This is a genomic window from Bradyrhizobium sp. S3.2.6 (assembly GCF_040546885.1).
GTDB classification, from domain to species: Bacteria; Pseudomonadota; Alphaproteobacteria; order Rhizobiales; family Xanthobacteraceae; genus Bradyrhizobium; species Bradyrhizobium cytisi.
On sequence record NZ_JBEPOS010000015.1, the window covers coordinates 26641 to 51255 of the forward strand.

A 24615-nucleotide genomic window follows, 5' to 3' on the forward strand; every position below is an offset into this window, starting at 1 on the left:
GAGAGAGTTGATGGCACGCAAGGCAAAGAAGCGCAGCTACTCACGCAGCGCCAGCAGTGATGTCGAGCGCCAGACGCGGCGTTACAAGAAGGGGACTGCGAAGAGCGGTCGCGGCGGACGCGTGAAGAGCCGCAAGCAGGCGATCGCGATCGGCCTCTCGGAAGCGCGCAAGAAGGGCAAGAAGGTCCCGAAGAAGGCTTCGAAACGGAAGGCGTCCAAGAAGACGACAAAGAAGAGCTCGAAGCGCAAATCCGCCAAGCGGTGACGCCGATCGGCGTCAGATCATGGTGCCGGGCATGAAGCAGCGGATCGAAACGCCGAACGCCGTCTTGACCGGCCAGACCATGGTGCGACCGGCGCGGTTCGGCTCGGTGATCACAGCTTCGTCGGGGACCTCGACCCATTCCCCATCAAGCCGGACTCGGTAGTGCCCGTTGTGCGAGTCCCAGTCAGGATCGGCCACGGCAACGCCGTCCGCGTCCGAACAGCATGGACCGAGATGGCTGCGCAGGCTGTCGAACCAGGGTTTTAGCGGCGAATCGGTGAAGCGGCCATCATCGCGCCCCATGGCACTTCCGGTCGACAGCAATAGAGGCGCCGCGAGCAGCGCAAGCTTCAGCGAGAGCTTCAATCGATCCATGTCGGCACCGATCAAATGCGAACCACCGGCCGGTTCCACAAAGCGGCCGGAGGTCCGAAGTTCCACTCCTGCAATTTGCCTCGGCGCCGTCATTGCCGCCAAAGCACAACACGCGATCTCAAAGTCTGACGAGTGAACGCGGCTTTTTCGGACGAACCCGTCATCATTGCTGCCGTTAACGAGAATGTTATCGGCGGCCTGTGGGTATCTCGGAAGGCGCGCACGAAAAAGGCGGCCCGCAGGCCGCCTTTTGAATTTGCCGTCGAGACCAAGAGGCGTGATCAGATCAGGCGAGCGGCACCGCGATGAACCGGGTCGCCTCCGCATTCTTCACCTGCAGCAGCACGCTGTTCTTGCCGGACGATTTGGCCTGCGCCAGCTCCGAGCGGACGTCGCCGACAGTGGCGACTGCCTTGCCGCCGACATTGAGGATGACGTCGCCGGTCTGGATGCCGCGCTGCGCCGCCGGTCCCTGCGGGTCGACCTCCGTGACCACGACGCCCTTCTGACCTGCGCCCTGGACGTCGCCAGCGGGCGCCAGGCTGAGGCCGAGGCGCGGCGTGCCGGGGGCCTGCTGCGTCTTGCCGTCGTCAGCGTTGCCGCTTCCTTGGGCCTGCCGCTCGGTAGGCAGTTCGCCGAGCGCCAGCGTCACCGTCTTGGTGTCGCCCTTGTGGACGACATCGAGCTTCACGGACGTGCCCGGCGCCAGCGTGGCGATGGTGCGGGCGAGATCGCGGGAGTCCTTGATCGCGGTGCCGTTGACGGCAGTGATGACATCGCCCGCCTCGATGCCGGCCTTCGCCGCCGGGCTGCCATCCTGCGGGTTATCGACGATTGCGCCGCGCGCCGCCTTCAGGCCGAGGCTGTCGGCGATCTCCGCCGTCACCGGTTGCACCTGCACACCGAGCCAGCCGCGGGTGACAGCACCCTTGTCCTTCAACTGCGCGACCACGAGCTTTGCAGTCGAGGACGGAATATCGAAGCCGATGCCGACCGAGCCGCCCGAGGGCGAGAAGATCGCGGTGTTCACGCCGATCACGTTGCCGTTCATGTCGAAGGCCGGACCGCCGGAGTTGCCCTTGTTGATGGGCGCATCGATCTGGATGAAGTCGTCATACGGACCGTTGCCGATGTCGCGGCCGCTGGCCGAGACGATGCCGGCCGTCACGGTGCCGCCGAGGCCGAAGGGATTGCCAACAGCAACCACCCAGTCGCCGATCCGCGGCTTCTGGTCGGAGAATTTCACGAACGGAAAGTCCTTTTTGCCCTCGACCTTGATCAGCGCGAGATCGGTCTTCGGATCGGTGCCGACCACTTTCGCGGTGTAGATCGTGCCGTCGTCCGTCGTCACCTGCACCGACTGTGCATGGTCGACGACGTGGTTGTTGGTCACGGCATAGCCGTCGGCCGAGATGAAGAAGCCTGAGCCCTCGCCCGTGACCACCTGGTGACGTTGGCGCGGCATGCCGTTCATGCCGCCCGGAAAGCCGAACTGCCGCGAGAACTGGTCGAACGGAGAATCCTCATCCGAATCCATCCGGTTCTGTTGCAGCATCGCGCTCTTGTCGTTGTCCTGGTCGATCTTCACGCGCACCGAGATGACGGCGGGCTTGACCTTGCTGACGAGGTCGCCGAAGCCCGGCGGCGTCGCGGCGCTTTCAGCTGCCTGCGCAGGCGCAATCAGGGAGTTCACGCCGAACGGCGTCGAAGCGGGAGACGCAGCCAGCACGGCCACGCCAAGTGCGGCCACGGTGCCAAGCAGCGCAAGCCGGCGCGGCTTCAGAATTGTACGGCTCTTGGTGGTGTCGGAATTGACGCGATCGATCATGTTGAAATGTCCATGTTGGGTAAGTCGCCTTGCACCCAACATGGACATCGTCACCTTACGGCGTCCCGTCCACGCGATTAAATCTTGGCAAAGAAAGTGCGGCCGGCGGCCGCAAGCCAGATTCTCGAAACGGACGTCGCGCTGCGCAATGAAAGCCCGGCGAGCAGCCCGTTGAGGAATTGCAGTTAGAGCGCTCTAAGCCGCGGCGGGGCGCTCCCATGCCGCAGCTGCAATGGCGTCGTCTTCGCGTTGCGCATTGCACGCGTCGAAATGCGCCTTCAGCGCGATCTCGGCAAGATATTCGAAATGTTCGGCCTGGCCGAGCAGCTGCCAGTTCTGGAGCGGCCGATAGGCCGCCTGCTGGCGACAGAGGGACGCCAGCGCGCGGTAGCGACGTACGTTCTCCATGAGACCCTCCCTCGCATTCACACAGGCTTATTACCCTGATTTGCGTCAGGCCGATGGCGGTTATGCAAAACATTTCTTGCGCCCACGGCCCGCTTAACCTGGGTTAATTTTCAGAAAACCTGCAGACGCCCATTGGTTCCTATCGGGCGAACCGAGCCTGGAAGCTGCGATGGGTTCAAGGCGTAGCGGCGGCGTTCGACGTTGATGCCGATCAGATCGCAATACTGTTCGATCGGTTCGGGCCGCCCGATGAGATAGCCCTGCATCTCCCCACAGCCCTCGTGTTCCAGGAGGGCACGCTGCGCCTCCGTCTCCACCCCTTCCGCGACCACCGGCGCGACACAGCGCGGAGGCGGCATTGGCGAGCAGCTTCCGCGGCGAGCCTCCGTAAGACCCAGGGAACACGTCGCGGTTGCGCGCAGCGCCTCCGTAATCTACCGGATGCGCCCGCCTTCTCCTGCACGCATCGGCAGCGCGGAATGATCCTGCAGTTTCGGAACCCGGGCGGCTTCCGCGGCAACGCGAATGGCCGCGATGTTGGCGGCATAATCGGCATTGCTCTTGCCGCGGAAAACCGCGGAACCCGCCACGAGCGTATCCGCGCCGGCCTCGGCAACCGCAGCGGCATTGTCCCGCGTGACGCCACCATCGACCTCGAGACGGATCGGCCGCTCGCCGATCATGCTTCGAATGCGCCTGATCTTCTCGAGCTGGGATTCGAGGAAAGACTGGCCGCCGAAGCCAGGGTTGACCGTCATCACCAGCACAAGATCTAGACGATCGAGCACATATTCGATCGCGCTCTCGGGCGTCGCCGGACACAGGCTGACGCCTGCCTTCTTGCCGAGTGCGCGGATCGCCTGGAGCGAACGGTCGAGATGCGGGCCCGCCTCGGCATGGACGGTGATGACATCGGCCCCCGCCTTCGCGAACGCCTCCAGATAGGGATCGACAGGCGCGATCATCAGATGCACGTCAAAGACCTTCTTCGTCGCCGGACGGATCGCCTTGATGACATCTGCGCCAAAGCTGATATTCGGCACGAAGTGGCCGTCCATGACGTCGCAGTGGATCCAGTCGGCGCCGGCCGCATCGATCGCTGCGATCTCCTCGCCGAGGCGCGCGAAATCCGCCGCAAGGATCGAGGGGGCGATAATGATCTCCCTGGTCATGTCTTTGCACTCCGCGCATCTGCCCCGCCGCTGAAGACACGGCTCGCCAGGACGTCGATGGGATCGATCGTCTCGAGAGCGGCAACGTCGAGCATGCGGTCGAGATCCGACACCAGGCGATCGGCCTGCCGCAGGCGAATGCGATCGACGGCGTTGCGGATCGAGCGCGCATTGGAGAAGAACGGCTGGGTCCGGCGCAACGCGATGTACTTCTCGAAGGCCTCGCGCGCAGCCACCGAGAGGCGGTAGCCGCGCTCCCTCAGCATCAGCTCGGCGATGACCAGCAGCTCGGCTTCCGCATAATCCGGAAATTCGATGTGATGGGCGATGCGCGAGCGGAAGCCGGGATTGGAGGCGAAGAAGCTCGTCATGCGCTCGCCATAGCCGGCGAGGATCACCACGAGGTCTTCGCGCTGGTTCTCCATCACCTGGAGCAGGATCTCGATCGCCTCCTGGCCGTAGTCGCGTTCGTTGTCGGGCCGGTGCAAGTAATAGGCCTCGTCGATGAAGAGCACGCCGCCCATCGCCTTCTTCAGGATCTCCTTCGTCTTCGGCGCGGTGTGGCCGATATATTGCCCGACAAGATCGTCTCGCGTCACCGAGATCACCTGCCCGCGCCGCACGAAGCCGAGCCCGTGCAGGATCTTTGCCATGCGCAACGCCACTGTGGTCTTGCCGGTACCGGGATTGCCGGTGAACGACATGTGCAGTGTCGGTGGTGCCGATGCGAGGCCCGCACGCTGGCGGATCCGCTCGATCAGCAGCAGCGAGGCGATCTGGCGCACCCGGTTCTTGACCGGGCGGAGGCCGATCAGCTCCTGATCGAGCTGTTGCAGCGTGTCGGTGATGCCGGCCGCTTCGGCCTCCTTGCGGAGATCGAATTGGGTCTCACCGCCTTCGGCGGCCGTTGCATGGGGAACGTCGAGCATGGGCACCTCGAAGAAAAGAGCTTCGCCGCGAGGGGAGCGGCGAAGCAGTGGTCCGCCAAGGATACGGAGCAGGGAGTGCTCCGCGCGGAAGGGAGTGGCTATTGCGAGGCGTGGGCAGCCGGCTTGCGTATGGTGCTGTACCGGATCGCGCGGCCGCCAACCTCCTGCCGCACCAGCTCGAATTCAGCCTCCTGCGGCGGGCGGTTGACCAGGAAAGATATGCGCACCGACTCCCATCCATGGCTGGAGTCAAAGCCACTGATGCGGATGTAACGGTCGCCATAGACCCTGCGGCACTCGGCGAGCTCCATCATCACACCGGCGGCGTCCTGGAGATCGAACATCGGCAGGCCCCACATCTCCCAATAGGTGTTGCGGGGATGCGGGTCGTCGGTGAACTCGATGTTCACCGCCCAGCCATTGGCGAGGCAGTACTGCACCTGCTTGGTGATCTGATCGTCGGTAAGATCGGGCAGGAATGAGAAGCAGCCCTGGGTGAGTTTCATGTTGCGTCTCCTCAAGCCGTTTCGAGCGCGGTCGGCACGAAGTCCGGCGTGTCTGTGGATTGATAGTTGAAGGTGACGTCCTTCCAGACCTCGAGTGCGGCCTTCAGCGGCGTACACGTCTCGGCGGCTCTGGCCAGGATCTCCGGACCTTCATGGACATAGTCGCGGCCCTCGTTGCGGGCGAGGATCATCGCCTCCAGCGCCACGCGGTTGGCGATCGCGCCCGCCGCAATGCCCATGGGATGGCCGATGGTGCCGCCGCCGAATTGCAGCACGACGTCCTCGCCGAGCAGATCGAGCAGCTGGTGCATCTGGCCGGCATGGATGCCGCCGGAGGCCACCGGCATCATCTTGTTCAGGCTCGCCCAGGACTGGTCGAAGAACAGGCCATGCTCGAGCCTGGTCGGGTTAAAATCCTCGCGGCAGACGTCGTAATAGCCGCGCGTGGTGTTGGGATCGCCTTCGAGCTTGCCGACCACGGTGCCGGCATGGATGTGGTCGACGCCGGCCAGCCGCATCCATTTGGCGATGACGCGGAACGACACGCCGTGGTTTTTCTGCCGCGTATAGGTCGAGTGACCGGCGCGGTGCAGATGCAGGATCATGTCGTTGCGGCGCGCCCATTTCGCCATGGACTGGATCGCGGTGTAGCCGATCACGAGGTCGATCATGACGATGCACGACCCGAGCTCCTTCGCGAACTCCGCGCGCTCGTACATGTCCTCCATCGTCCCGGCAGTGATGTTCAGATACGTGCCCTTGACCTCGCCGGAGGCCGCCTGCGCGCGGTTCACCGCCTCCATGCAATAGAGGAAACGGTCGCGCCAGTGCATGAAGGGCTGCGAGTTGATGTTCTCGTCGTCCTTGGTGAAGTCGAGCCCGCCTTTCAGCGCCTCGTAGACGACGCGGCCGTAGTTGCGGCCGGAGAGTCCGAGCTTCGGTTTGATTGTTGCGCCCAGCAGCGGTCGGCCGAACTTGTCGAGCCGCTCGCGCTCGACCACGATGCCGGTCGCCGGTCCCTGGAATGTCTTCACATAGGCGACCGGGAAGCGCATGTCCTCCAGGCGTAGCGCCTTGAGCGGCTTGAAGCCGAACACGTTGCCGATGATCGATGCCGACAGGTTGGCGATCGAACCCGGCTCGAACAGGTCGAGGTCATAGGCGATGTAGGCGAAATACGAGCCAGGCGTGCCGGGCACCGGATCGACGCGATAGCACTTTGCGCGATACTTCTCGGCAGCGGTCAGGCGGTCGGTCCACACCACCGTCCAGGTCGCGGTCGAGGATTCGCCGGCGACCGCGGCCGACGCCTCGATCGGGTCGACGCCCTCTTGCGGCGTCACGCGGAACAGCGCGATGACATCGGTGTCCTTTGGCACATAGTCGGGCTCCCAATAGCCCATGCGCGCGTATTCCATCGTGCCCGAGCGATAGCGTTCCTTGCCGCGAACGGTTCCTGCATGTGCATTCATGGCTCTCTCCTGCTCTTCTCTCTGCATGATTAGGCTGCGACTGGCTCGCGGGCGCCGGTACTGGGGTCGAGCTCGCCGGTGCGGTAGCGCCGCGCCATCTCGCTCAAGGGAACGACCTTGATCTTGCTGGCGTGGCCCGCGGTGCCGAACTGCTCAAAACGATCGCGGCAAAGCTCGCGCATCGCATCCATCGCGGGTTTCAAGAATTTGCGCGGATCGAACTCGTTGCGATTCTGTGTGGCGACCTTGCGGAACACGGCGGTCATGGCGAGCCGGCAATCCGTGTCGATATTGACCTTGCGCACGCCGCTCTTGATGCCCCGGACAATCTCCTCGACCGGCACGCCCCAGGTCTGCGGCATCTCGCCGCCGAACTGGTTGAACATGTCCTGGAGCGGCTGCGGCACCGACGAGGAACCGTGCATCACGAGGTGCGTGTTGGGCAGTCGGCGATGGATCTCCTCGACCACCCGCATCGCCAGAATGTCGCCATCCGGCTTGCGGCTGAACTTGTAGGCGCCGTGCGAAGTACCCATTGCAATGGCGAGCGCATCGACCTTGGTGGCACGAACGAAGTCGACGGCCTGGTCGGGATCGGTCAGCAGTTGGTCGTGGCTGACCTTGCCCTCGACGCCGTGGCCATCCTCCTGCTCACCACCACCATGCTCGAGCGAGCCGAGCACACCGAGCTCGCCTTCGACGGAGGCGCCGACCCAGTGCGCGAGATCGACGACGCGGCGGGTGATCGCGACGTTGTAGTCGTAGTCGGCCGCCGTCTTCGCGTCGGCCTTGAGCGAACCGTCCATCATCACCGAGGTGAAGCCATGTGCGATGGCGCTGGCACAGGTGGCCTCGTCGTTGCCGTGGTCCTGGTGCATGCAGAGTGGAATGTCCGGATAGGTTCGCTCCAGCGCGTCGATCATGTGCGAAAGCATGAGATCGCCGGCATAGCTACGGGCACCGCGCGAGGCCTGGATGATGACGGGCGCATCGACCTCGGCCGCCGCCTGCATGATCGCGATGCCCTGCTCCATGTTGTTGATGTTGAATGCCGGCACCGCGTAGCCGTGGCTGGCGGCATGATCGAGTAATTGGCGAAGGGTGATACGGGCCACGAAGGGTCCTCCTGTTATTGCTTGCGAGCGCGGGCGATCGCCCGCCGGGCAGCTTCGGCGACGCTTTGCGGCGTGATGCCGAATTCGCGGTAGAGCACTGGAGCCGGTGCCGAGGCACCGAAGCCGCGCATGCCGACGAACTCGCCCTCAGCGCCGATCCAGCGATGCCAATCGCCGGCGACGGCCGCCTCGATGCCGACACGCGGCGCCGTGCCAAGAACCGCGGCGCGATAATCGTCCGGTTGCTCCTCGAACAGGGCGAAGCACGGCGCCGACACGACGGCGGCGCGGACATGCTCGGTCGCGAGCAGGCGAGCCGCTTCCAGCGCGATCGAGACTTCCGAGCCGGTCGCCACCAGTGTCACGTCGCGTCCGCCATCGGGCGAGACAATCACATAGGCGCCGCGCGCGACCCGGTTCCTGCCGCGCACATCGCTGCGGAAGGTCGGCAACGCTTGGCGCGACAGGCACAGCACGGACGGACGATCCTCCGATTCGAGCGCGCAGTCCCAGGCTTCCAGCGTCTCCACCGCATCGGCGGGACGGAACACGAGCAGGTTCGGAATGACGCGGAGAGCGGCGAGATGCTCGACCGGCTGATGCGTCGGACCATCCTCGCCGAGGCCGATGGAGTCGTGCGTCATCACATGGATGACACGCAGCCGCATCAGGGCCGCAAGGCGGATCGCCGGCCGGCTGTAGTCGGAGAAGGCGAGAAACGTGCCGCCATAGGGAATGAAGCCGCCATGCACCGCGAGTCCGTTCATGGCAGCCGCCATGCCGTGCTCGCGAATGCCATAGTGGATGTAATCGCCGGCGAACGCGTCACGTCGGACAGGCGCCTGCGCCTTGGCATGCGTCAGGTTCGAATGTGTCAGGTCCGCAGAGCCGCCGACAAGTCCGGGAATCGTTCCCGCGATGCCGTCGAGCACCTGTTGCGAGGCTTGCCGCGTCGCAAGCTTTGGACGCTCGGTGGCAAAGCGCTCGCGCAATTTCGCCGAGGCCTGGGCATAGGCGATCGGCAGGGCAACCGACTTGCCCTCGATGAACAGGTCGCGCTGCTCGGGCGTCGCGCGTTCGTAACGATCGAGCCAAGCGAGGCGATCCACTTGCCCACGCTGCCCAATCATCCGCCACGCCTTCAGGATCAGGATCGGCACCACGAACGGCTGATAGTCCCAGCCAAGCGTCCGCCGCGCCGCCGCGGTCTGCTCGGTGCCAAGCGGCGCACCATGCGCCTTCTCGGTACCTTGTCGGTCCGGCGCGCCATAACCGATGATGGTGCGGCAGGCGATCAGCGACGGTCTTGCGCTCTCACGTTCCTCTGCGATCGCCTGAGCAACAGCCTCGGGATCGTGCCCATCGACGCGGCGGACCGACCAGCCGGATGCAGCGAAGCGCGCCAGCTGGTCGTCCGAGGTCGCAAGCGATGTCGGTCCGTCGATCGAGATGCCGTTGTCGTCGAACAGCACGATCAGGCGGCCAAGCTGGAGGTGACCTGCAAGCGAGATCGCCTCCTGGCTGATCCCTTCCATCAGGCACCCATCGCCTGATATCACATAGGTGAAGTGATCGACGAGGCCGTCGCCATGCCGCGCATTGGCCATACGCTCGGCGAGCGCCATACCCACGGCCGTCGCAATGCCCTGCCCCAGCGGCCCGGTCGTAGTCTCGACGCCCGGCGTGTGACCATATTCGGGATGGCCCGGCGTCTTCGAGCCCCATTGCCGGAACGCCTTGATGTCGTCGAGGCTGACATCGCCACCGGTCAGATGCAGCAGCGCATAGAGCAGCATCGAGCCGTGCCCGGCCGAGAGCACGAAGCGGTCTCGATCCGGCCAATTGGGATGGGCCGAGTCGAACTTCAGGAAGCGCGAGAACAGCACCGTCGCAACATCGGCCATGCCCATCGGCAGGCCGGGATGGCCCGACTGCGAGGCCTCGATGGCGTCGACCGCGAGGAAGCGGACGGCATTGGCGAGATCGGAGTGCGCGACCGCGGTGAGGTCGGCGTCGGCGTGGACGGAGATGTTCATTGGATCCTCCCCTGGTTTACTTCAGGTTTCGCTTGCGCTCGATGAGCTGCATGATCAGCGGCGTCAGGATCAGCTGCATCGCCAGGTCCAACTTCGCCCCCGGACACACGATCGAATTCGCGCGCGACATAAAGCTGTGCGGCAGCATCGAGAGCAGATAGGGAAAGTCGATGCCGCGCGGATTCTTGAAGCGGATCACGACCATCGATTCATCAGGCGTCGGGATCCAGCGCGCGATGAACGGATTGGACGTGTCCACCGTCGGCACGCGCTGGAAGTTGATGTCGGTGTCGGTGAATTGCGGACAGATGTAGTGGATGTAATCCGGCATCCGCCGCAGAATCGTGTCGGTGACGGCCTCGGTCGAATAGCCGCGCGCGCTGCGGTCACGGTGCAGCTTCTGGATCCACTCGAGATTGATCACGGGCACGACGCCGATCTTGAGGTCGGCATAGCGCGCGACATTGACCTTGTCGGTAACCACGGCGCCGTGCAGGCCCTCGTAGAACAGCAGGTCCGAGTTCTCGGGCAACCGCGCCCATTCGGTGAAAGTACCGGGCGCGACGCCGTGCAGCGCGGATTCCTCGGCGTCGTGCACGTAGTGCCGCGTCACCGCGGTGCCGGTCTCGCCATAGTCGCGGAACGCGCGCTCCAGCTCCTCGAACAGATTGGTCTCGGGGCTGAAATGGCTGAAATGCTTGTTGCCACGCTCGGCCTCCGTGGCCATCTGCGTGCGCATCTCGGTGCGGTCGTAGCGATGGAAGGCGTCGCCTTCGATGTAGACGGCGTTGACCTTCTCGCGGAAGAAGATCTGCTCAAAGGTCTTCTTGACCGAGGTCGTTCCTGCGCCAGAGGAGCCGGTGATGGAGATGATCGGATGCTTCCTGGACATTCGTTGCCTCCCATCACAACCGGAAGAAGCCGCGCCGCGCGAACAGCGGCGCCGAGACGCTGGCAACGAGCAGCGGATCGCAGTGCAGCTCGGCGACGCGCCGCACCTCGTTACTCGACCCCATGACCAGCGGCACGCGCTGGTGCAGGCTGTCCGCCGCGAGGTCGAGGACGCGCTCGCGCCCGGTCGAAGCGGAGCCGCCGGCCTGCTCGATAACCATCGCCATCGGATGGGCTTCGTAGGTCAAACGCAGGCGGCCGTCGCCATAGCCGGGACGCGCGTCAGAGGGATAGAGGAAGATGCCGCCGCGGGTGAGGATGCGATAGGCCTCCGCGACCAGCGAGCCGATCCAGCGCATATTGAAATTATGGTTGGCGGGTCCGTCGACACCGGCCAGGCATTCGTCGATGAAGGCACGCATCGGCGGGTCCCAATGCCGGCGGTTGGACGCATTGATCGCGAACTCGTCGCACGCCTCGGAGATCTGCACGCTGCTGCGCGCGAGCCGGAAACAGCCGGCCTTGCGGTCGAGGGTGAATATGTCGACACCGTCGCCGAGCGTCAGCACCAGCGAAGTCTGCGGGCCGTAGGTGACGAAGCCCGCGGCGAGCTGCGCCGAGCCGCGCTGATGGAAAGCGAGCGATAGGTCGTCCGTCGCGGGCAGAATCGAGAAGATCGTGCCGACGGTCATGTTGAGATCGATGTTGGAGGAGCCGTCGAGCGGATCGATTGCGACGCAGATCTTTGCTTCGCGGTCTCCGACCTGCGGCTCGCGCATCTCCTCCGATGCCAGCGCCGCGACCGGCACCTTGCCGAGGCAGCGGCGCAGGATCGCATCCGCCTGGATGTCGAGATCGCGCTGGAGATCGCCGTCGCTGTTGCGGCCCGTGGTCAGGCCCGAGGCGTCCGCGAGATCGCCGGTGCTGATGAGGTCGGCGATCTCGATCGCGGCCGCCGCGATGGCATCGGCTGCGGCCGCCACTGCCAGCGCGTGCGGTGCCGTCTCGGAATACCGTTGAAGGTGGTCGTCCAGCCTGAGTTGCCCGGTCATGCGTCCATCCCTTCTGGGCGCCGCATCCAGTTCCCTCCCCGGCGGAGGTCGGTGCGGTCGGTCCCGGCATAAGGAGATTGACAGGGGCAGCTTAATAAGGAAAATTTCTAATTATAATGAGCGCCAAAGAATTTTCTTATAGTGGTCCCGGCCATGCAGCGGCCCAGCTCCGGCATCTGACGATCCGGCAGTTGCGCTCGCTTGCGGCGCTTTCAGCCAAGGGCAGCGTCACCGCGGCCTCGACCCAACTCGGGCTGACCCAGCCGGCCGTAACCCAGCAGCTGAGGCAGCTTCAGGACCTCGCCGGCCTGCCGCTGGTGCAGCGGACCGGCGACGGCATGCTGCTGACGGAGGCAGGCCGCGAGGTCCTGGCGCTCGCCGAGCGCGTCGAGGCCGCGATCACGGACTGTCAGGGCGCGCTCGACCTGCTCGCCGGAAGAACCGCCGGCACGGTGCATCTCGGCGCGGTCTCGACCGCGAAATATTTCGTGCCGCACGCAATCGCGGCATTCTCCAAGCGCTCACCGAAGATCGAGATCAAGCTGACTATCGGCAACCGCGAGGAGATCCGCGAGGCCATCCACGGCTACGAGCTCGATTTCGCGGTGATGGGTCGGCCACCGGCCGACGTCAGCGTCGACGTACGCCAACTCGGGCGCAATCCGCACATCATCGTCGCGCGCAAGGGGCATTGGCTGGAGAAGGATTCGGGCCTCAGCCTGACCGATCTCGTGCACGAGACCTTCCTCACCCGCGAGCCGGGATCGGGCACACGCACGCTGATGGAGGGAATGTTCCAGAAGTCCGATCTCGAACCGATCATCGGCATGGAGATGAGCAGCAACGAGACCATCAAGCAGGCGGTGATCGCCGGACTCGGCATCGCCTTCATCTCGGCGCATACGGTGGCGCATGAGCTCGCCGAAGGCCGACTGATCGTGCTCGACGTCGCGGGCCTGCCGATTGTGCGGCAATGGTACGTGATCCGCCGCAGCGACAAGGTGCTGTTGCCGCCGGCGCAGGCGATGTTCGATTTTTTGGGATCGGAAGGCGCGAACTATCTGCCCGAGGTGCCCAATTTCGGCGAGCGATAGCGCCGCCGGCGCTTACCCCATCAGCTTCATTGCGACCGTCGCCACCAGAATGACGATGATCTGGAGGAGGCGCTTCGCTGACGTTCGCGTCGGATGGTTAACAATCAGGCAGCGAGCGGCGTGGCGTAATCGGCGCGCGCGGCGAAATAGGCCTCCAGCTCCGACAGCGCGCGGGCTTCCCACTCGCTGGCCTGCTGAAGCAGCGACCAGCGCTGGCCCGGCCGAAACGCCGCGGTCTGGCGATAGAGCGATGCGATGCCGCGGTAGCGGCGCACGTTCTCGAAAATGGCGTGTCCGTTGATTTGGCCGTTCATGTCGAAAAAACTCCCTCGTATTCCCACGGAGGAAATTGCGGCCAAATCTTTTTCGAAAAGTTAGCGGCGCGATCCAGCTGCACGGATGGTTGCCGGACTGTTGCCCGCGCGCAACGCGCACGCTCCGTACAGCACCTGATTATTGCGAATTCGTTGCCGCGGTCTCGCCCGACGACTTCAACCCACCGCGGCTGATGATCGTCATGCTCGCGCGGCAGAGATCGGCGAGGCCGATCAGGAGCACGGCCAGCAAGAAGAACAAGTTGATGGAATCCGCGCTCGCACTGGACAGCGGCGTGAACTCGAAGAAGGGCGGGATGAACGCCCACCACACCAGCGGAACAGTGAGCAGTGCGGCGAACACCGCTGCCGGTGCGCCCGCGACAATGCCGAGCACGAACAGGCTGGGCAGGAACGCCGCGAAGTAGAGCTTTGCGCCGAGCACAACGCAGACGGCTTGAAGCGCAGCCGACACCGCGACAACGACAAAACCGAGCACAAACGCCTGCCACGACCATGGCCGTACTCGCGGTACGCCATACAGTCCCGCACGCCTCATAGGGCCTCCCCTGCCGCCGCTTAACCAGGCCGCTTGCGACCAAAGTACTACAGCTCAAGGGAATCCGCGAGACGGAAATTGCACCCGCCGGGCCGCCGACCCAACCCTTGGTAAACGGCCACGGCACACAATCGTACCTCTATTCGGTTGCCGCGTAGATCAGGCTCGCGACCGGCAGCGCAAGGCCAATGGCCGAGGCCAGCGTCCAGCCGCCTTGCGCGAACGCCCAGGTGCCGAGCGCAGACCCGGCCGCACCGGCCGCGAAGAACGTCGCCATATAGAGCCCGTTGAGACGGCTGCGGTTCTCGTGCCCAAGCACGAAGATGGCCCGGAAGCCCACTATGACATTGCCCTGCACGCCGAAATCGATCGCAATCGCGGCAACGACGAGGCAGGCGAGATTGAGGACGGACCCGGCCGCGCCGACATGCGTCACCAGGAAGCCCAGGGCGACAAACAGCATCGCGGCGATCGTGGCGATGCGGCTATGGCCGCGATCGGCCAGTCGTCCTGCGATCGGCGCCGCGAACACGCCGGACACGCCGGCGAGCGCGAACAGGGCGATGCCGCGCTGGGTGAAGCCGAACTGGCTCGCGAGCTGGAGCGGCACCACCGTCCAGAACAGGGTGAAGGCGCCGAACAGGCCGGCCTGGTAGAGCGCACGGCGCCGCAAGAGCGGCGTGGCGCGCACCAGATGCGGCATCGACAGCAGTAGCGCGCCGTAATGCATCCGAGCCACCGGCTTGCGTTTCGGCAGCGTGAGACGCAGCACGACCGCGAGCACGATCATCAACGCTGCCGAGCCGAAGAACACCGCATGCCACGACAGCGCCGCCGTGACGAAGCTCGACACCGGCCGCGCCAGCATGATTCCGAGCATCAATCCGGTCGAGACGTTGCCGACGACGCGGCCGCGAATGGCCTCCGGCGCGAGATGGGCGGCATAGGGAATGATGACCTGCACCGCCACCGAGCCGAGGCCGATGAACAGCGCGGCAATCAGGAACGGCAGCGCATGAGTCGCAAACGCGGCCGCGAGCAGCGCCGCCGCACCGAGCGTGATGACGGTGCAGATCAGCATGCGGTTCTCGACGAGATCGCCGAGCGGCACGATGAAGAGCAAGCCGGTGCCGTAACCGATCTGCGTCATGGTCACGATCAGGCCGGCGGCTGCATGCGACAGGCCGAGCGCGGCGCTGATCGGGGCGATCAGCGGCTGGGCATAGTAGATGTTGGCGGCGACCATGCCACAGGCCGCGGCAAGCACGAAGGTCAGTCGTTGCGACACGGCATCCGGCTCGGGTGCGGCGTCGATCGTGGCATTCATCGTCATTCCAAACTCTCCGGCACGTCAAAGTCTCCAGATATAGGAAACGACCATTTCCTAATTTGACTAATGTTCAGGCAAGCAGCTTCATCGCGACGCCGGCCAGGCGCTCGCCGTCGAGCGGCAGGCGCACCTTGCCGACGACGCGCAGGCCCTGCGTCATGCAGATCATCAGCCGCGCGGTGTCGTCCGCTTCGACATGGTCCGGAATCGAGCCGTCCGCCTGCCCTTCGCGAATGAGGCCGGCGATGAAGTTCTCGTTGGTCTTGAGCTGCGCCGTGACGCGCGCCCGCATCACCGGATCGACCGCCGACAGCTCGACCGCACTGCCGACCACGATGCAGCCGCGGCGCCCCTCGCTGCCCTGGGAGTGCTCGACATAGGACAGCAGCACGTTGCGCAATTTTTCGCGGCCGTTCGCACCCCGCGCCGCCGCCGCGCGGGTCTGCTCCCCACGCACCGTGACGTAACGTTCGAAGGCGGCGAGGAACACGGCATGCTTGTCGCGAAACGCCTTGTAGACGCTGCCCGTGGCAAGCCGCATCGCCGCGGTCAGCTCTCCGATCGAGGTGGCATGATAGCCGCGCTCGCAAAACACCCGGATCGCGCCGTCGAGGGCCGTCTCCATGTCAAACTCCCGGGGACGGCCCGGCGGCTGGGGAGAAGATTGAGACTGACGTGCGGATTTTTGCATTGCGGGACAATAGGGAATAATCGCTTCCTAATCAAGACACCTGGTTGTGATTGGGAGGATGGGGACGGGCAGGCTTGCGATGCTGACGCGGCCAGTCCCGTCATCCTGAGGCGCGTTGGGCGGCGCATGCGCCGCTGAACAAGCCTCGAAGGATGAACGGCCGAGATGATGCAGCCGGGCCGTCGCCCTTCGAGGGCCGCTGAAGAAGCGGCCACCTCAGGGTGACGGTGAGAGATTTGAGCTCGCCGCTCTCTCCATTCGTCATTGCGAGCGCAGCGAAGCAATCCAGAGTCTTCCGCGGTGACAGTCTGGATTGCTTCGCTGCGCTCGCAATGACGGAGTATGAGGCAACTGTTTCGCTCCTCCGGTTCGCACTTTGAATCGCAGACACACCTTCGCGTCCTCGCGGCGCAATTCGCCCGAGCTATGCTCTCTCCGTTACACCCTCATGAAAGAGGGCGCAGGGAAGGCCGGGTGCCGGCTTGGCACCCGCGGTCCGCTGTGCGCGTGTAGCGCAATAGGAAATTGCCACAGCGGCATACAGGTGAAGCCGAACACACGGCCTTCCCTGCGCAGTGGGTTGACGGCTTTATGCCGCGCTCTCCTGGGAGCCGAATTCCTTCTGGCCTCCCTCGCCTCGCGAATTAACGGCGACAGTCCACCCGGTTGGGCTCGCTGACACCTCCGCGACGGCTTGACCGTAGCGACGACGGCCGGGACCACACGGTTTTGCCGTACGCGCACAGCGCCGCTCGTCCGCACGAAGCCTCGGGTTCACGGAGAGCAATCCGCCCTGCCCTTAGCCTCTCGTGCCGACGCTGCCGCGTCCACGGAGGGGTTGACGGGGTGGCAGGTGTTTTGCCCGACGAAGACGTGCCCCTCACGCCACCGCCATATCCGGCACGCGCGCGGCTTCAATCGGCTGCTTGCCGCGGATCAGGTCCGAGGCACGATCCGCGATCATCATCGTGGATGCATTGAGGTTCGCCGAGATCATGCGCGGCATGACTGATGCGTCGATGACGCGGAGACCTTCGAGCCCGTGAACGCGGAGCTGGTCGTCCACCACCGCCCAGGTCGAATCCGCCGGGCCCATGCGGCAGGTGCAGCCGGGGTGGAAGGTGGTGGTGCCGCGTTCGGTGGCGGCGGCGAGGAATTCGTCGTCGGCGTTGATGTTCGGACCCGGGAAATCCTCATAGGCGTAGTAGGGCGAGAGCGGCGCGGACTTCAGGAGATTGCGCGCGAGCTTCATGCCGCCGACGATGACGCGGCGGTCAAGCTCGGCGTCGAGATAATTGGTCTGGATGATCGGCGGCGCGAACGGATCGCTTGAGCGGATGCGGACATAGCCGCGGCTCTCGGGGCGCTGCTGCCAGGATGCGACGGTCATGCCAGGCTCGTCCTCGAGCTGGCCCTGCACGCCTTCCTTGTAGCTCGCCGGCGTGAACGTGAGCTGCAAGTCGGACGAGTCGGCGCTCTCGCCGGAGTGCCAGAAGCAATAGACCATGGTCGGCGACAGCGAGAGCAGGCCGCGGCGCGCGGTCGCCCATTTCAGCGCCTCGATCCACAGCGAGAAGCCACGACGAAGCTCGTTGATGGTCCTGATGTCCTTGACCCGCGCCACCGTGCGCGGGGCGTAATGGTCCTGCAAGCCTTCGCCGACCGGCAGCGCGTGGCGCACCTGGATGCCGTGAGCGCCGAGCAGCTCCGGCGAGCCGACGCCGGAGAGCTGCAGCAGCTGCGGCGAATTGTAAGTGCCGCCGGAGAGGATCACTTCCTTGTTGGCGCGCACCTCGACCGGCGTGCCGCCATAGCCGCCCTTCATGTAGCGCACGCCGACGGCACGCTTGCCTTCAAAGATGATCTCGGTGGCGTGCGCATGCGTGTGCACATGCACATTCGGCCGCTTCATCGCGGGCTTGAGGAACGCGGTCGAGCCGGAGACGCGCAGGCCCCTGTCGATGGTGCGCTGGCAGTAGGAGACGCCTTCCTGCTTCGCGCCGTTGTAATCGGGGTTGCGAGGGATGCCGAGCGAGACCGCTCCTTCCATGAAGGCTTCGCAGAGCGGATCGCGCCACTCCATCGTGGTGACCGTGAGCTTGCCGTCGCGCCCGCGATAGATGTCCTCGCCCTCGCCGACCCGCTTCTCGAGCCGCCGGAAATAGGGCAGCACGTCGGCATAGCCCCAGCCGCGATTGCCCATCTGCGCCCAGGTGTCGAAATCCATGCGCTGGCCGCGGTTGTAGATGTGGCCGTTGATCGAGGACGAGCCGCCGAGCGTCTTGCCGCGCGGCGCGTAGATGCTGCGCCCGCCGGTGTAAGGCCCGACCTCCTGCTGGTAGGCCCAGTTGATGCTCTTCATGTGGAAGGTCTTGATGAAACCCGCCGGGAGATGGATGTAGGGATGCCAATCGCTCGGGCCCGCCTCGAGCACGCAGACGCTGACGTTCGGATCTTCGCTGAGCCGGCTGGTGAGGACGCAACCGGCGGAGCCCGCGCCGACGATCACATAATCGAATCTATCCATGGTGCCTCGGCCGCTCAGCGCGGCTTGTCGTTGAGTTGATAATTCAAATGCGTCCGCACCGTCGGCCATTCGGCGGCGGTGATGCTGTAAACCACGGTGTCGCGCAGCGTGCCGTTCGGCGCGACCTGGTGGCTGCGCAAAATGCCGTCCTGCTTGGCGCCGAGGCGCTCGATGGCGCGACGGCTCTGGTGGTTGAAGAAGTGCGTGCGGAATTCGACCGCGATGCAGTTCAGCGTCTCGAACGCGTGGGTCAGCAGCAGGATCTTGCACTGCGTGTTGAGTGGGCCGCGCTGCGCGCTCTTGCCATACCAGGTCGAGCCGATCTCGACGCGGCGGTTGGCGGCATCGATGTTCATGTAAGTCGTTTGGCCGACGATCTTGCCGCCGGCGTCGAACACGGTGAACGGCAGCATCGAGCCCGCGGCCTGCAGGCCGAGGCGGCGGTCGATCTCCTTGGCTACGTTGTCCGGCGTCGGGATCGCAGTGTACCAGATCGTGTAGAGCTCGCCGTCCTTCACGGCCTCCACCAGTCCTTCGCGGTGCTCTTTCGACAGCGGCTCGAGACGGGCGTGCTGTCCACGCAGGGTGATGGGATCAGGCCAAGGCATTTGGGACTCTCTCCGTTGTCATTGCGAGCGAAGCAATCCAGAGTCTTACCGCGGAGGCAGTCTGGATTGCTTCGTCGCTTCGCTCCTCGCAATGACGGCTTGGCTCACTTATTCAGAAAATTCAACGGCAAACCACCGCGCGGCCAGTCCATGGCGATCAGCTCGCCGTTGCCGGACAGCGTGATGTAGGCCGTCTTCAGCTCGGGGCCGCCGAAGGCGATATTGGTGGTGACGCGGTCGCCGGTCGGGACCTGCTCGACCAGGGTGCCATCAGGCGCGATCACCGAGATGCAGCCGGAGACGAGGGTGGCGACGCAGACATTGCCGTTGGCTTCCACTGCGAGCGAATCGAACATCTGGTAGCCGCCGAGGCCGCAGATCGGCTTGCCCCGCTCGCCGCGATATATCACCTCGCGTGGCTTCAGCGTGCCGGGCGCGGAGAGCTCATAGGCCCAGAGCCGGCCGGTGGGCGTCTCCGCGATGTACACCGTGTTCTCGTCCGGCGAGAGACCAATGCCGTTGGCGGGCAACACGCCGTGCACGACCTCGACGATCTCCTTCATGCCGGGCTTGAGATAGTACATGCCGCCGACATCCATCTCGCGCGCACGGCGCTTGCCGAGGTCGGAGAACCACAGGCCGCCGTGCTTGTCGAAAACGAGATCGTTCGGCCCACGCAGATCGTGCTCGCCGCATTTGGTCACGACGGTCTCGATTTGGCCGGATTGCAGGTCGACGCGCTGGATCGAGCCGCCGAGATAATCGTCCGGCTGCGGTCCCGGCATGATCATGTTGCGGGTCGGGATCCAGGAGAAGCCGCCATTGTTGCAGATGTAGATCTTGCCGTCGGGGCCGAGGGCCGCACCATTCGGACCGCCCGGCACCTTGGCCACGATCTCCTTACGGCCGTCGGGATAAACGCGAGTCAGGCGCTGGCCGCGGATTTCCACCAGCACCACCGAACCATCAGGCATCACGACCGGCCCTTCTGGAAATTCGAGGTCGGTGGCGAGAACACGGACGTTGGACATTGGGGGACCCTCCCGGCTGCTTGTTATGGCTTGCTCGGGATGTCCGGCACGGGCCCCGCTGGCAAGTTTTGCCAGCGGTTATGACAAAGTAGGTCCCCCTTGCCAAGCAAGCGGGATGGTATGCCAGCGTTGCAGCGCTACTCTCTTACGGGCACCCAAATCTCGAAGCCGCCGTTGCCGGTCACGGGATCGAACTTCTCATCGTACCGCTCGAAGTTCGGCGCGTCCGCGGCCTTCAGGCCCGAGGCCGGCAGCCACTGATTCCAGATCGTGTTGACGGTGCGGCGGATCGAGGCGACGTGGTCGGTGTGGGTGAACACCGCATAGCGCTGCTCGGGGATGCGGATGCGGCCGAGCCCGCGCGGCAGATCGGAGAAGTCGGCGACCTCGATGCCGGCGATGTAATCGAAATTGCCGGCATCGTCGCCGTTGCAGCACACGCCGTAGGCGACGCTCCCGACGCGCGCGGGAATGCCGGCGACCTCCTGATGGAAACGCTGCCACAGCCCAGGAATGATGGCGCCGTTGTCGCAGGTGATGCGCTCGGCGAGGCCGGCGACGAGGAAGGCCTTTGCAGTTTCGAAACGCGGGGCTTTGAGATCGTCGAGCATAGTGGACTCCATGAGGATCGGCTCCTGAAGTGTGAGATGGTTGACGCATGTCGCGGCCCGCACCGCTTCGGGCGTGGTGCCGAACTGGTCGCGGAACGCGCGGGTGAATGCTTCGTGCGAGCCGTAATCCGCTTCCAGCGCCAGCGACAGAATATTCGGCGCGCCCTTGGCAAGATTGCGCGCCGCCTCACTCAGCCGCCGTGCGCGCACGTAGCGCATCACCGGCAGGCCGACTGCTGCGGCAAACGCACGCACCATGTGGAACCGCGACACGCCCCCGATCGCAGCAATCTCGTCGAGCGTCATCGGCTCGGCCAGATGGCTCTCAATGTACCAGAGCGCGCGCTGGGCTGGGTTCATGGGTTACGACTCTCGTTCGAAGCGGGACGATGATGCGTGTGCTTTCTGCGCTCCGCTTGATCAGGATTGCTCGCGTGCTCCGGATGCAGTGCAACGCGCCGCGCTTCGCGGCGGGGTGCGCTGCTAAGCCGGGGCCCATATTGCCGCGATCTCGTGGTCCCTGGGTCCCGGCTCTGCGTCGCGTCATTTCATGCCGCGCCGCGTCCGGGACACGACACCACCTACTTCGCATCCTTCGGCGGCGGCGCGTCCTGCTTCTTCTTCAGATCGTCCGCCTGCTTCACTTGGGCCGCCTGGAGATCGCCGATGGTCTTCTGCAAGCCTACGAGCGTCACCTTCAGCGCGTCGATCTGACGGTTGGCGGCATCGACTTTTTGCTGGTGATCGAGATTGAGCCTGGTGATGGTCTTCTGGAGAAAATCGACATTGCTCTGGAGACAGCTCGTGCGCCGCTCCATGGTCTTCTCGACCGTGCAGATCTCGATGCCAGGGACGTCCTGCGCGTGCGCCGGCGCATGCGCGACGAGCGCTAACATGGCGAAACAAACGGCGGCGAGCGTGCGCGGCATTCCGGTTCCTCATCAAATTAATCACGGCAATGTGCGCCGATTGAGCGCGCCTCCCCGAAGCTACCACACTCGTACCGCATTCTCGCGTTGAGCTTGGTTGTTCCCTCGGACGGGGAGCAGTGAACCGCGCGCGGAAGAAGTGGGCGCTCTTTCCGCGGCTTTGATTAGGGGAGATTTTTGGAATGGCAACGCGCGATAGACGTCTGGCGGAATTCGACGGTGCCGGCGAGCCGCCAGCTGGCCTGCCGGTCGAGGTGCTGTGCGAGGATCACAGCGGAACGTATCAACTGCCGTTCGCCTGCCGCTATGTCGAGGGCCGCTGGCAGAACGACGCGGCTGGCGTCCCGGTGGAAGCCACCGTCATCGGCTGGCGCGTGCCGCGCTTAAAGCATTCCGGCGTGGCCTGACAGCACTCGTCTGTCTCAAAATGCAACGGGGCCGCGCTCAGCCTTAACGAACGGAACGCGGCCCGAACGAATCACGTCCGAATCAGCCGTTTGGCGCTGTACGCGGCTGTTCACGGCTAGATGTCGACAAGGCCCCGCTATGGCGCACAATATCTGCGCGACATGACCGCTGCCCCTCGCCAATTGCCGGCGCCAAAAGTTAATATTGACAAGGACATAGGGGGCGGCTGGGGCGCAGTCCGTCGCCGCTCCGGAAACAGGCAGAGCGGTGCAGCGTCTGCCTAATATTCGACCTCGAGCTCCTCGATCTCGGCCGGCTCTTCCTTCGCGGCCGCGATCCATTCCTTCATCTCGGGCATCGCCATGATGGTGTCGGCATAGGCCTTGAGCCGCGGCTCGAGCTTGACGTCATAGGTGACGAAGCGCGTCACCACGGGGGCGTACATCGCATCCGCCATGGTGCGGGTCTCGCCGAACAGGAATGGGCCGCCGGATTTCGCCAGGCAGTCGCGCCAGATGAACCAGACCCGGTCGATGTCGGCCTGCGCGCGCGACCAGATCTTGAAGCCGGGAAAATGCCCCTTCAGATTGACCGGAAGCGAGGCGCGCAGCGTGGTGAAGCCGGAATGGATTTCCCCGCAGATCGAGCGGCAATGCGCGCGCTGGACGCGATCGGCGGGCAACAGCCCGGCGTCCGGCATCGCCTCGTTGAGATATTCGGCAATCGCCAGCGTATCCCAGACGGTGGCGCCGTCGTGGCGCAGGCAGGGCACCAGGATCGAGGACGACAGCAGCAGGATTTCGGCGCGCGCCGATGCATCGTCCGGCGCGGTGACGATCTCCTCGAAATCGAGCCCGGAAAACCTCGTCAGCAGCCAGCCACGCAGCGACCAGGACGAGTAATTCTTGCTGCTGATGGTCAGTGTCGCCTTCGCCATAGGGCTCTTCCCTCATGCCTTTGACTTGCTGTGACTTGCACGCCGCCCGGCCTGGGCGTGCCCGTCACCTGTGCTTCCTGGAGAATGAGCAGCAAGCGACGTGCCAATCTTGAGGGCGGCCCAACGCGCTTTTGGCTCCGATATTGCATGGCACCATCGGACAGGTGGGCGCTTCAGTATGATGTCGATGTATTATCAGGCTTTTCAGAACCAGATGGACCTGACGGCGCCGTGGCGGGCGGGCGCCTCGTCCGCGCTCAAATTCCTCAATCTGGTGCCGCAGGGCCTGTCCGACCAGGTCGTCGGCCGGCTCTCGGCGGCGCTGGAGCTGATCTCGCGCTCCACCCTCACCTATGACCGCCCGGCCTACGGCATCGACAGCGTGATGGTGGGCAATCGCGAGGTCGGCGTTACCGAGGAGGTCGCCTACGCGACGCCGTTCGGCTCGCTGCTGCATTTCAAGAAGGACGGCGTGACCGAGCAGCCGCGCATGCTGCTGGTGGCGCCGATGTCCGGCCATTTCGCCACGCTGCTGCGCGGCACGGTGAAGACGCTGCTGCAGGACCACGACGTCTACATCACCGACTGGCACAATCCGCGCGAGATCCCGCGCAGCGAAGGCCGCTTCGGGCTCGACGACTACACCGAGCATCTGATCGACTTCCTCGGGCAACTGGGCCCGCGCCCGCATATGGTGGCGATCTGCCAGCCCTCGGTCTCGGCGCTCGCGGCCGCCGCGATCATGTGCGAGGGCAACCATCCCTCGCGGCCTGCGACGCTGACGCTGATGGCGGGGCCGATCGACACGCGCATCCAGCCGACCAAGGTCAACGACTTCGCCAAGAGCAAGCCGATCGAATGGTTCGAGCAGAACCTGATCAACTACGTGCCGGTGCAGTGCCGCGGCGCGCTCCGGAAAGTCTATCCCGGCTTCGTGCAGCTCACCGCCTTCGTCTCGATGAACCTCGAGCGCCACATCAAGCAGCACGTGGATCTCGCCAACCACATCGCCAAGGGCGAGAAGGAGAAGGCGGCGAGCATCAAGACCTTCTATGACGAATACTTTGCGGTGATGGACCTGCCGGCCGAGTTCTACATCGAGACGGTGCGCGACGTGTTCCAGGAGCATCTGCTGCCGCTGGGCAAGCTGATGCATCGCGGCCGTCCCGTGGACACCAGGGCCGTCGGCCGGATGGGGCTGATGACGGTCGAGGGCGAGAAGGACGACATCTGCTCGATCGGCCAGACGCTCGCCGCCCAGGATCTCTGCACCGGCGTCCGCGCCTATCGCCGCGTCCATCACATGCAGGCCGGCGTCGGCCATTACGGCGTGTTCTCCGGCAAGCGCTGGAATAACGAGATCTATCCACTGCTGCGGGACTTCGTGCACGTGAATTCGTGAGGCTGCATTCCCTCGCCCTCGCGTCGCGCTGCGAACCCAATAGGCAATTGGGCGTCGAGCTTCGAAGATGCGGGCGGAACGATCGAGATGCCTCTCTTGCCACGGCCAGCTGGAGAAACGGCACG

25 protein-coding genes and 1 pseudogene are annotated in these 24615 nt (G+C 64.6%); 4 read left to right on the forward strand and 22 right to left on the reverse strand.

Annotated elements, in window-relative coordinates:
• Positions 1-10 precede the first annotated feature (10 nt).
• Positions 11-265: a DUF6496 domain-containing protein gene (locus tag ABID58_RS24070; protein WP_354035140.1), complete on the forward strand. Its 255-nt coding sequence runs from the start codon at positions 11-13 to the stop codon at positions 263-265.
• Between the two features lie 12 nt (positions 266-277).
• Here ABID58_RS24070 and ABID58_RS24075 read toward each other — a convergent pair whose 3' ends face one another.
• The 12 genes and pseudogenes from ABID58_RS24075 to ABID58_RS24130 form a co-directional block, all read right to left on the reverse strand.
• On the reverse strand, positions 278-640 hold the full coding sequence (locus ABID58_RS24075; protein WP_148754589.1) for a hypothetical protein: 363 nt from the start codon (positions 638-640) through the stop codon (positions 278-280).
• 286 nt (positions 641-926) lie between these two features.
• Positions 927-2468, reverse strand: coding sequence for a Do family serine endopeptidase (locus tag ABID58_RS24080; protein WP_187435243.1), 1542 nt, complete (start codon positions 2466-2468; stop codon positions 927-929).
• Between the two features lie 195 nt (positions 2469-2663).
• Entirely contained in the window at positions 2664-2876 is a 213-nt protein-coding gene (locus ABID58_RS24085) for a hypothetical protein (protein ID WP_254129531.1), read from the reverse strand.
• 110 nt (positions 2877-2986) lie between these two features.
• Positions 2987-3211: pseudogene (locus ABID58_RS24090) on the reverse strand (hypothetical protein); the annotation flags it as partial.
• A gap of 99 nt (positions 3212-3310) precedes the next feature.
• Positions 3311-4048 carry a ribulose-phosphate 3-epimerase gene (rpe, locus tag ABID58_RS24095; protein WP_354035142.1) on the reverse strand — a complete coding sequence of 246 codons (738 nt, stop codon included), beginning with the start codon at positions 4046-4048 and terminating at the stop codon, positions 3311-3313.
• Complete coding sequence (gene cbbX, locus ABID58_RS24100; protein ID WP_354035143.1) at positions 4045-4977, reverse strand: CbbX protein; 933 nt, start codon at positions 4975-4977, stop codon at positions 4045-4047. Before cbbX ends, rpe begins: the two co-directional genes overlap by 4 nt.
• Before the next feature lie 98 nt (positions 4978-5075).
• Positions 5076-5483, reverse strand: a complete 408-nt coding sequence (locus ABID58_RS24105; protein ID WP_148754595.1) for a ribulose bisphosphate carboxylase small subunit — start codon at positions 5481-5483, stop codon at positions 5076-5078.
• 11 nt (positions 5484-5494) lie between these two features.
• Positions 5495-6955, reverse strand: a complete 1461-nt coding sequence (locus tag ABID58_RS24110) for a form I ribulose bisphosphate carboxylase large subunit (RefSeq protein WP_354035144.1) — start codon at positions 6953-6955, stop codon at positions 5495-5497.
• Positions 6956-6984: 29 nt separating this feature from the next.
• Complete coding sequence (gene fba, locus ABID58_RS24115) at positions 6985-8070, reverse strand: class II fructose-bisphosphate aldolase (protein ID WP_354035146.1); 1086 nt, start codon at positions 8068-8070, stop codon at positions 6985-6987.
• A gap of 14 nt (positions 8071-8084) precedes the next feature.
• Positions 8085-10106, reverse strand: coding sequence for a transketolase (gene tkt / locus ABID58_RS24120; RefSeq protein ID WP_354035147.1), 2022 nt, complete (start codon positions 10104-10106; stop codon positions 8085-8087).
• Between the two features lie 16 nt (positions 10107-10122).
• Complete coding sequence (locus ABID58_RS24125; RefSeq protein ID WP_354035149.1) at positions 10123-10998, reverse strand: phosphoribulokinase; 876 nt, start codon at positions 10996-10998, stop codon at positions 10123-10125.
• Positions 10999-11011: 13 nt separating this feature from the next.
• The gene (locus ABID58_RS24130) at positions 11012-12049 is read right to left on the reverse strand and encodes a class 1 fructose-bisphosphatase (protein WP_354035151.1); all 1038 of its coding nucleotides are present in this window, start codon (positions 12047-12049) and stop codon (positions 11012-11014) included.
• 116 nt (positions 12050-12165) lie between these two features.
• Here ABID58_RS24130 and ABID58_RS24135 point away from each other — a divergent pair, with 116 nt between their 5' ends.
• A complete protein-coding gene (locus ABID58_RS24135) occupies positions 12166-13143 on the forward strand; it encodes a LysR family transcriptional regulator (RefSeq protein ID WP_354035152.1) in 978 nt (325 codons plus the stop codon).
• Between the two features lie 104 nt (positions 13144-13247).
• On the opposite strand, the gene ABID58_RS24140 is transcribed toward ABID58_RS24135, so the two are convergent.
• The 9 genes from ABID58_RS24140 to ABID58_RS24180 form a co-directional block, all read right to left on the reverse strand.
• Positions 13248-13457 (reverse strand): hypothetical protein, encoded by a 210-nt coding sequence (locus ABID58_RS24140; protein ID WP_148754602.1) that lies wholly within the window; start codon positions 13455-13457, stop codon positions 13248-13250.
• Positions 13458-13596: 139 nt separating this feature from the next.
• Positions 13597-14016, reverse strand: a complete 420-nt coding sequence (locus ABID58_RS24145) for a DUF4118 domain-containing protein (protein ID WP_354035154.1) — start codon at positions 14014-14016, stop codon at positions 13597-13599.
• A gap of 139 nt (positions 14017-14155) precedes the next feature.
• Positions 14156-15349, reverse strand: coding sequence for an MFS transporter (locus ABID58_RS24150; RefSeq protein ID WP_354035156.1), 1194 nt, complete (start codon positions 15347-15349; stop codon positions 14156-14158).
• Positions 15350-15416: 67 nt separating this feature from the next.
• Positions 15417-15971, reverse strand: coding sequence for a TetR/AcrR family transcriptional regulator (locus ABID58_RS24155; RefSeq protein ID WP_354035157.1), 555 nt, complete (start codon positions 15969-15971; stop codon positions 15417-15419).
• Positions 15972-16917: 946 nt separating this feature from the next.
• A complete protein-coding gene (locus ABID58_RS24160) occupies positions 16918-18564 on the reverse strand; it encodes a GMC family oxidoreductase (protein ID WP_354035158.1) in 1647 nt (548 codons plus the stop codon).
• Between the two features lie 14 nt (positions 18565-18578).
• Complete coding sequence (locus ABID58_RS24165; RefSeq protein ID WP_354035160.1) at positions 18579-19172, reverse strand: GNAT family N-acetyltransferase; 594 nt, start codon at positions 19170-19172, stop codon at positions 18579-18581.
• 104 nt (positions 19173-19276) lie between these two features.
• Positions 19277-20203 carry an SMP-30/gluconolactonase/LRE family protein gene (locus ABID58_RS24170; RefSeq protein ID WP_354035161.1) on the reverse strand — a complete coding sequence of 309 codons (927 nt, stop codon included), beginning with the start codon at positions 20201-20203 and terminating at the stop codon, positions 19277-19279.
• 137 nt (positions 20204-20340) lie between these two features.
• Complete coding sequence (locus ABID58_RS24175) at positions 20341-21174, reverse strand: GyrI-like domain-containing protein (protein ID WP_354035162.1); 834 nt, start codon at positions 21172-21174, stop codon at positions 20341-20343.
• 221 nt (positions 21175-21395) lie between these two features.
• Positions 21396-21743, reverse strand: a complete 348-nt coding sequence (locus ABID58_RS24180) for a hypothetical protein (RefSeq protein ID WP_502916428.1) — start codon at positions 21741-21743, stop codon at positions 21396-21398.
• 182 nt (positions 21744-21925) lie between these two features.
• Between ABID58_RS24180 and ABID58_RS24185 the strand changes: the two genes are divergently transcribed.
• Complete coding sequence (locus tag ABID58_RS24185) at positions 21926-22150, forward strand: hypothetical protein (RefSeq protein WP_148754610.1); 225 nt, start codon at positions 21926-21928, stop codon at positions 22148-22150.
• Positions 22151-22431: 281 nt separating this feature from the next.
• On the opposite strand, the gene ABID58_RS24190 is transcribed toward ABID58_RS24185, so the two are convergent.
• The gene (locus ABID58_RS24190; protein ID WP_354035163.1) at positions 22432-23088 is read right to left on the reverse strand and encodes a glutathione S-transferase family protein; all 657 of its coding nucleotides are present in this window, start codon (positions 23086-23088) and stop codon (positions 22432-22434) included.
• Positions 23089-23266: 178 nt separating this feature from the next.
• On the opposite strand from ABID58_RS24190, the gene ABID58_RS24195 reads away from it, so the two are divergent.
• Positions 23267-24490: a polyhydroxyalkanoate depolymerase gene (locus ABID58_RS24195; protein ID WP_354035165.1), complete on the forward strand. Its 1224-nt coding sequence runs from the start codon at positions 23267-23269 to the stop codon at positions 24488-24490.
• The last annotated feature ends 125 nt before the right edge of the window (positions 24491-24615 follow it).

Coding starts and splice junctions, on each gene's coding strand:
- ABID58_RS24070 (WP_354035140.1), top strand. CDS start 11: ATGGCACGCAAGGCAAAGAAGCGCAGCTACTCACGCAGCGCCAGCAGT.
- ABID58_RS24175 (WP_354035162.1), bottom strand. CDS start 21,174: ATGAACCCAGCCCAGCGCGCGCTCTGGTACATTGAGAGCCATCTGGCC.
- ABID58_RS24105 (WP_148754595.1), bottom strand. CDS start 5,483: ATGAAACTCACCCAGGGCTGCTTCTCATTCCTGCCCGATCTTACCGAC.
- ABID58_RS24145 (WP_354035154.1), bottom strand. CDS start 14,016: ATGAGGCGTGCGGGACTGTATGGCGTACCGCGAGTACGGCCATGGTCG.
- ABID58_RS24195 (WP_354035165.1), top strand. CDS start 23,267: ATGATGTCGATGTATTATCAGGCTTTTCAGAACCAGATGGACCTGACG.
- ABID58_RS24085 (WP_254129531.1), bottom strand. CDS start 2,876: ATGGAGAACGTACGTCGCTACCGCGCGCTGGCGTCCCTCTGTCGCCAG.
- ABID58_RS24130 (WP_354035151.1), bottom strand. CDS start 12,049: ATGACCGGGCAACTCAGGCTGGACGACCACCTTCAACGGTATTCCGAG.
- ABID58_RS24190 (WP_354035163.1), bottom strand. CDS start 23,088: ATGGCGAAGGCGACACTGACCATCAGCAGCAAGAATTACTCGTCCTGG.
- ABID58_RS24180 (WP_502916428.1), bottom strand. CDS start 21,743: ATGCCGCGCACGCTCGCCGCCGTTTGTTTCGCCATGTTAGCGCTCGTC.
- ABID58_RS24165 (WP_354035160.1), bottom strand. CDS start 19,172: ATGCCTTGGCCTGATCCCATCACCCTGCGTGGACAGCACGCCCGTCTC.
- ABID58_RS24075 (WP_148754589.1), bottom strand. CDS start 640: ATGGATCGATTGAAGCTCTCGCTGAAGCTTGCGCTGCTCGCGGCGCCT.
- rpe (WP_354035142.1), bottom strand. CDS start 4,048: ATGACCAGGGAGATCATTATCGCCCCCTCGATCCTTGCGGCGGATTTC.
- ABID58_RS24135 (WP_354035152.1), top strand. CDS start 12,166: ATGAGCGCCAAAGAATTTTCTTATAGTGGTCCCGGCCATGCAGCGGCC.
- ABID58_RS24170 (WP_354035161.1), bottom strand. CDS start 20,203: ATGTCCAACGTCCGTGTTCTCGCCACCGACCTCGAATTTCCAGAAGGG.
- ABID58_RS24185 (WP_148754610.1), top strand. CDS start 21,926: ATGGCAACGCGCGATAGACGTCTGGCGGAATTCGACGGTGCCGGCGAG.
- ABID58_RS24155 (WP_354035157.1), bottom strand. CDS start 15,971: ATGGAGACGGCCCTCGACGGCGCGATCCGGGTGTTTTGCGAGCGCGGC.
- ABID58_RS24160 (WP_354035158.1), bottom strand. CDS start 18,564: ATGGATAGATTCGATTATGTGATCGTCGGCGCGGGCTCCGCCGGTTGC.
- ABID58_RS24110 (WP_354035144.1), bottom strand. CDS start 6,955: ATGAATGCACATGCAGGAACCGTTCGCGGCAAGGAACGCTATCGCTCG.
- tkt (WP_354035147.1), bottom strand. CDS start 10,106: ATGAACATCTCCGTCCACGCCGACGCCGACCTCACCGCGGTCGCGCAC.
- ABID58_RS24125 (WP_354035149.1), bottom strand. CDS start 10,998: ATGTCCAGGAAGCATCCGATCATCTCCATCACCGGCTCCTCTGGCGCA.
- ABID58_RS24080 (WP_187435243.1), bottom strand. CDS start 2,468: ATGATCGATCGCGTCAATTCCGACACCACCAAGAGCCGTACAATTCTG.
- ABID58_RS24150 (WP_354035156.1), bottom strand. CDS start 15,349: ATGACGATGAATGCCACGATCGACGCCGCACCCGAGCCGGATGCCGTG.
- ABID58_RS24140 (WP_148754602.1), bottom strand. CDS start 13,457: ATGAACGGCCAAATCAACGGACACGCCATTTTCGAGAACGTGCGCCGC.
- cbbX (WP_354035143.1), bottom strand. CDS start 4,977: ATGCTCGACGTTCCCCATGCAACGGCCGCCGAAGGCGGTGAGACCCAA.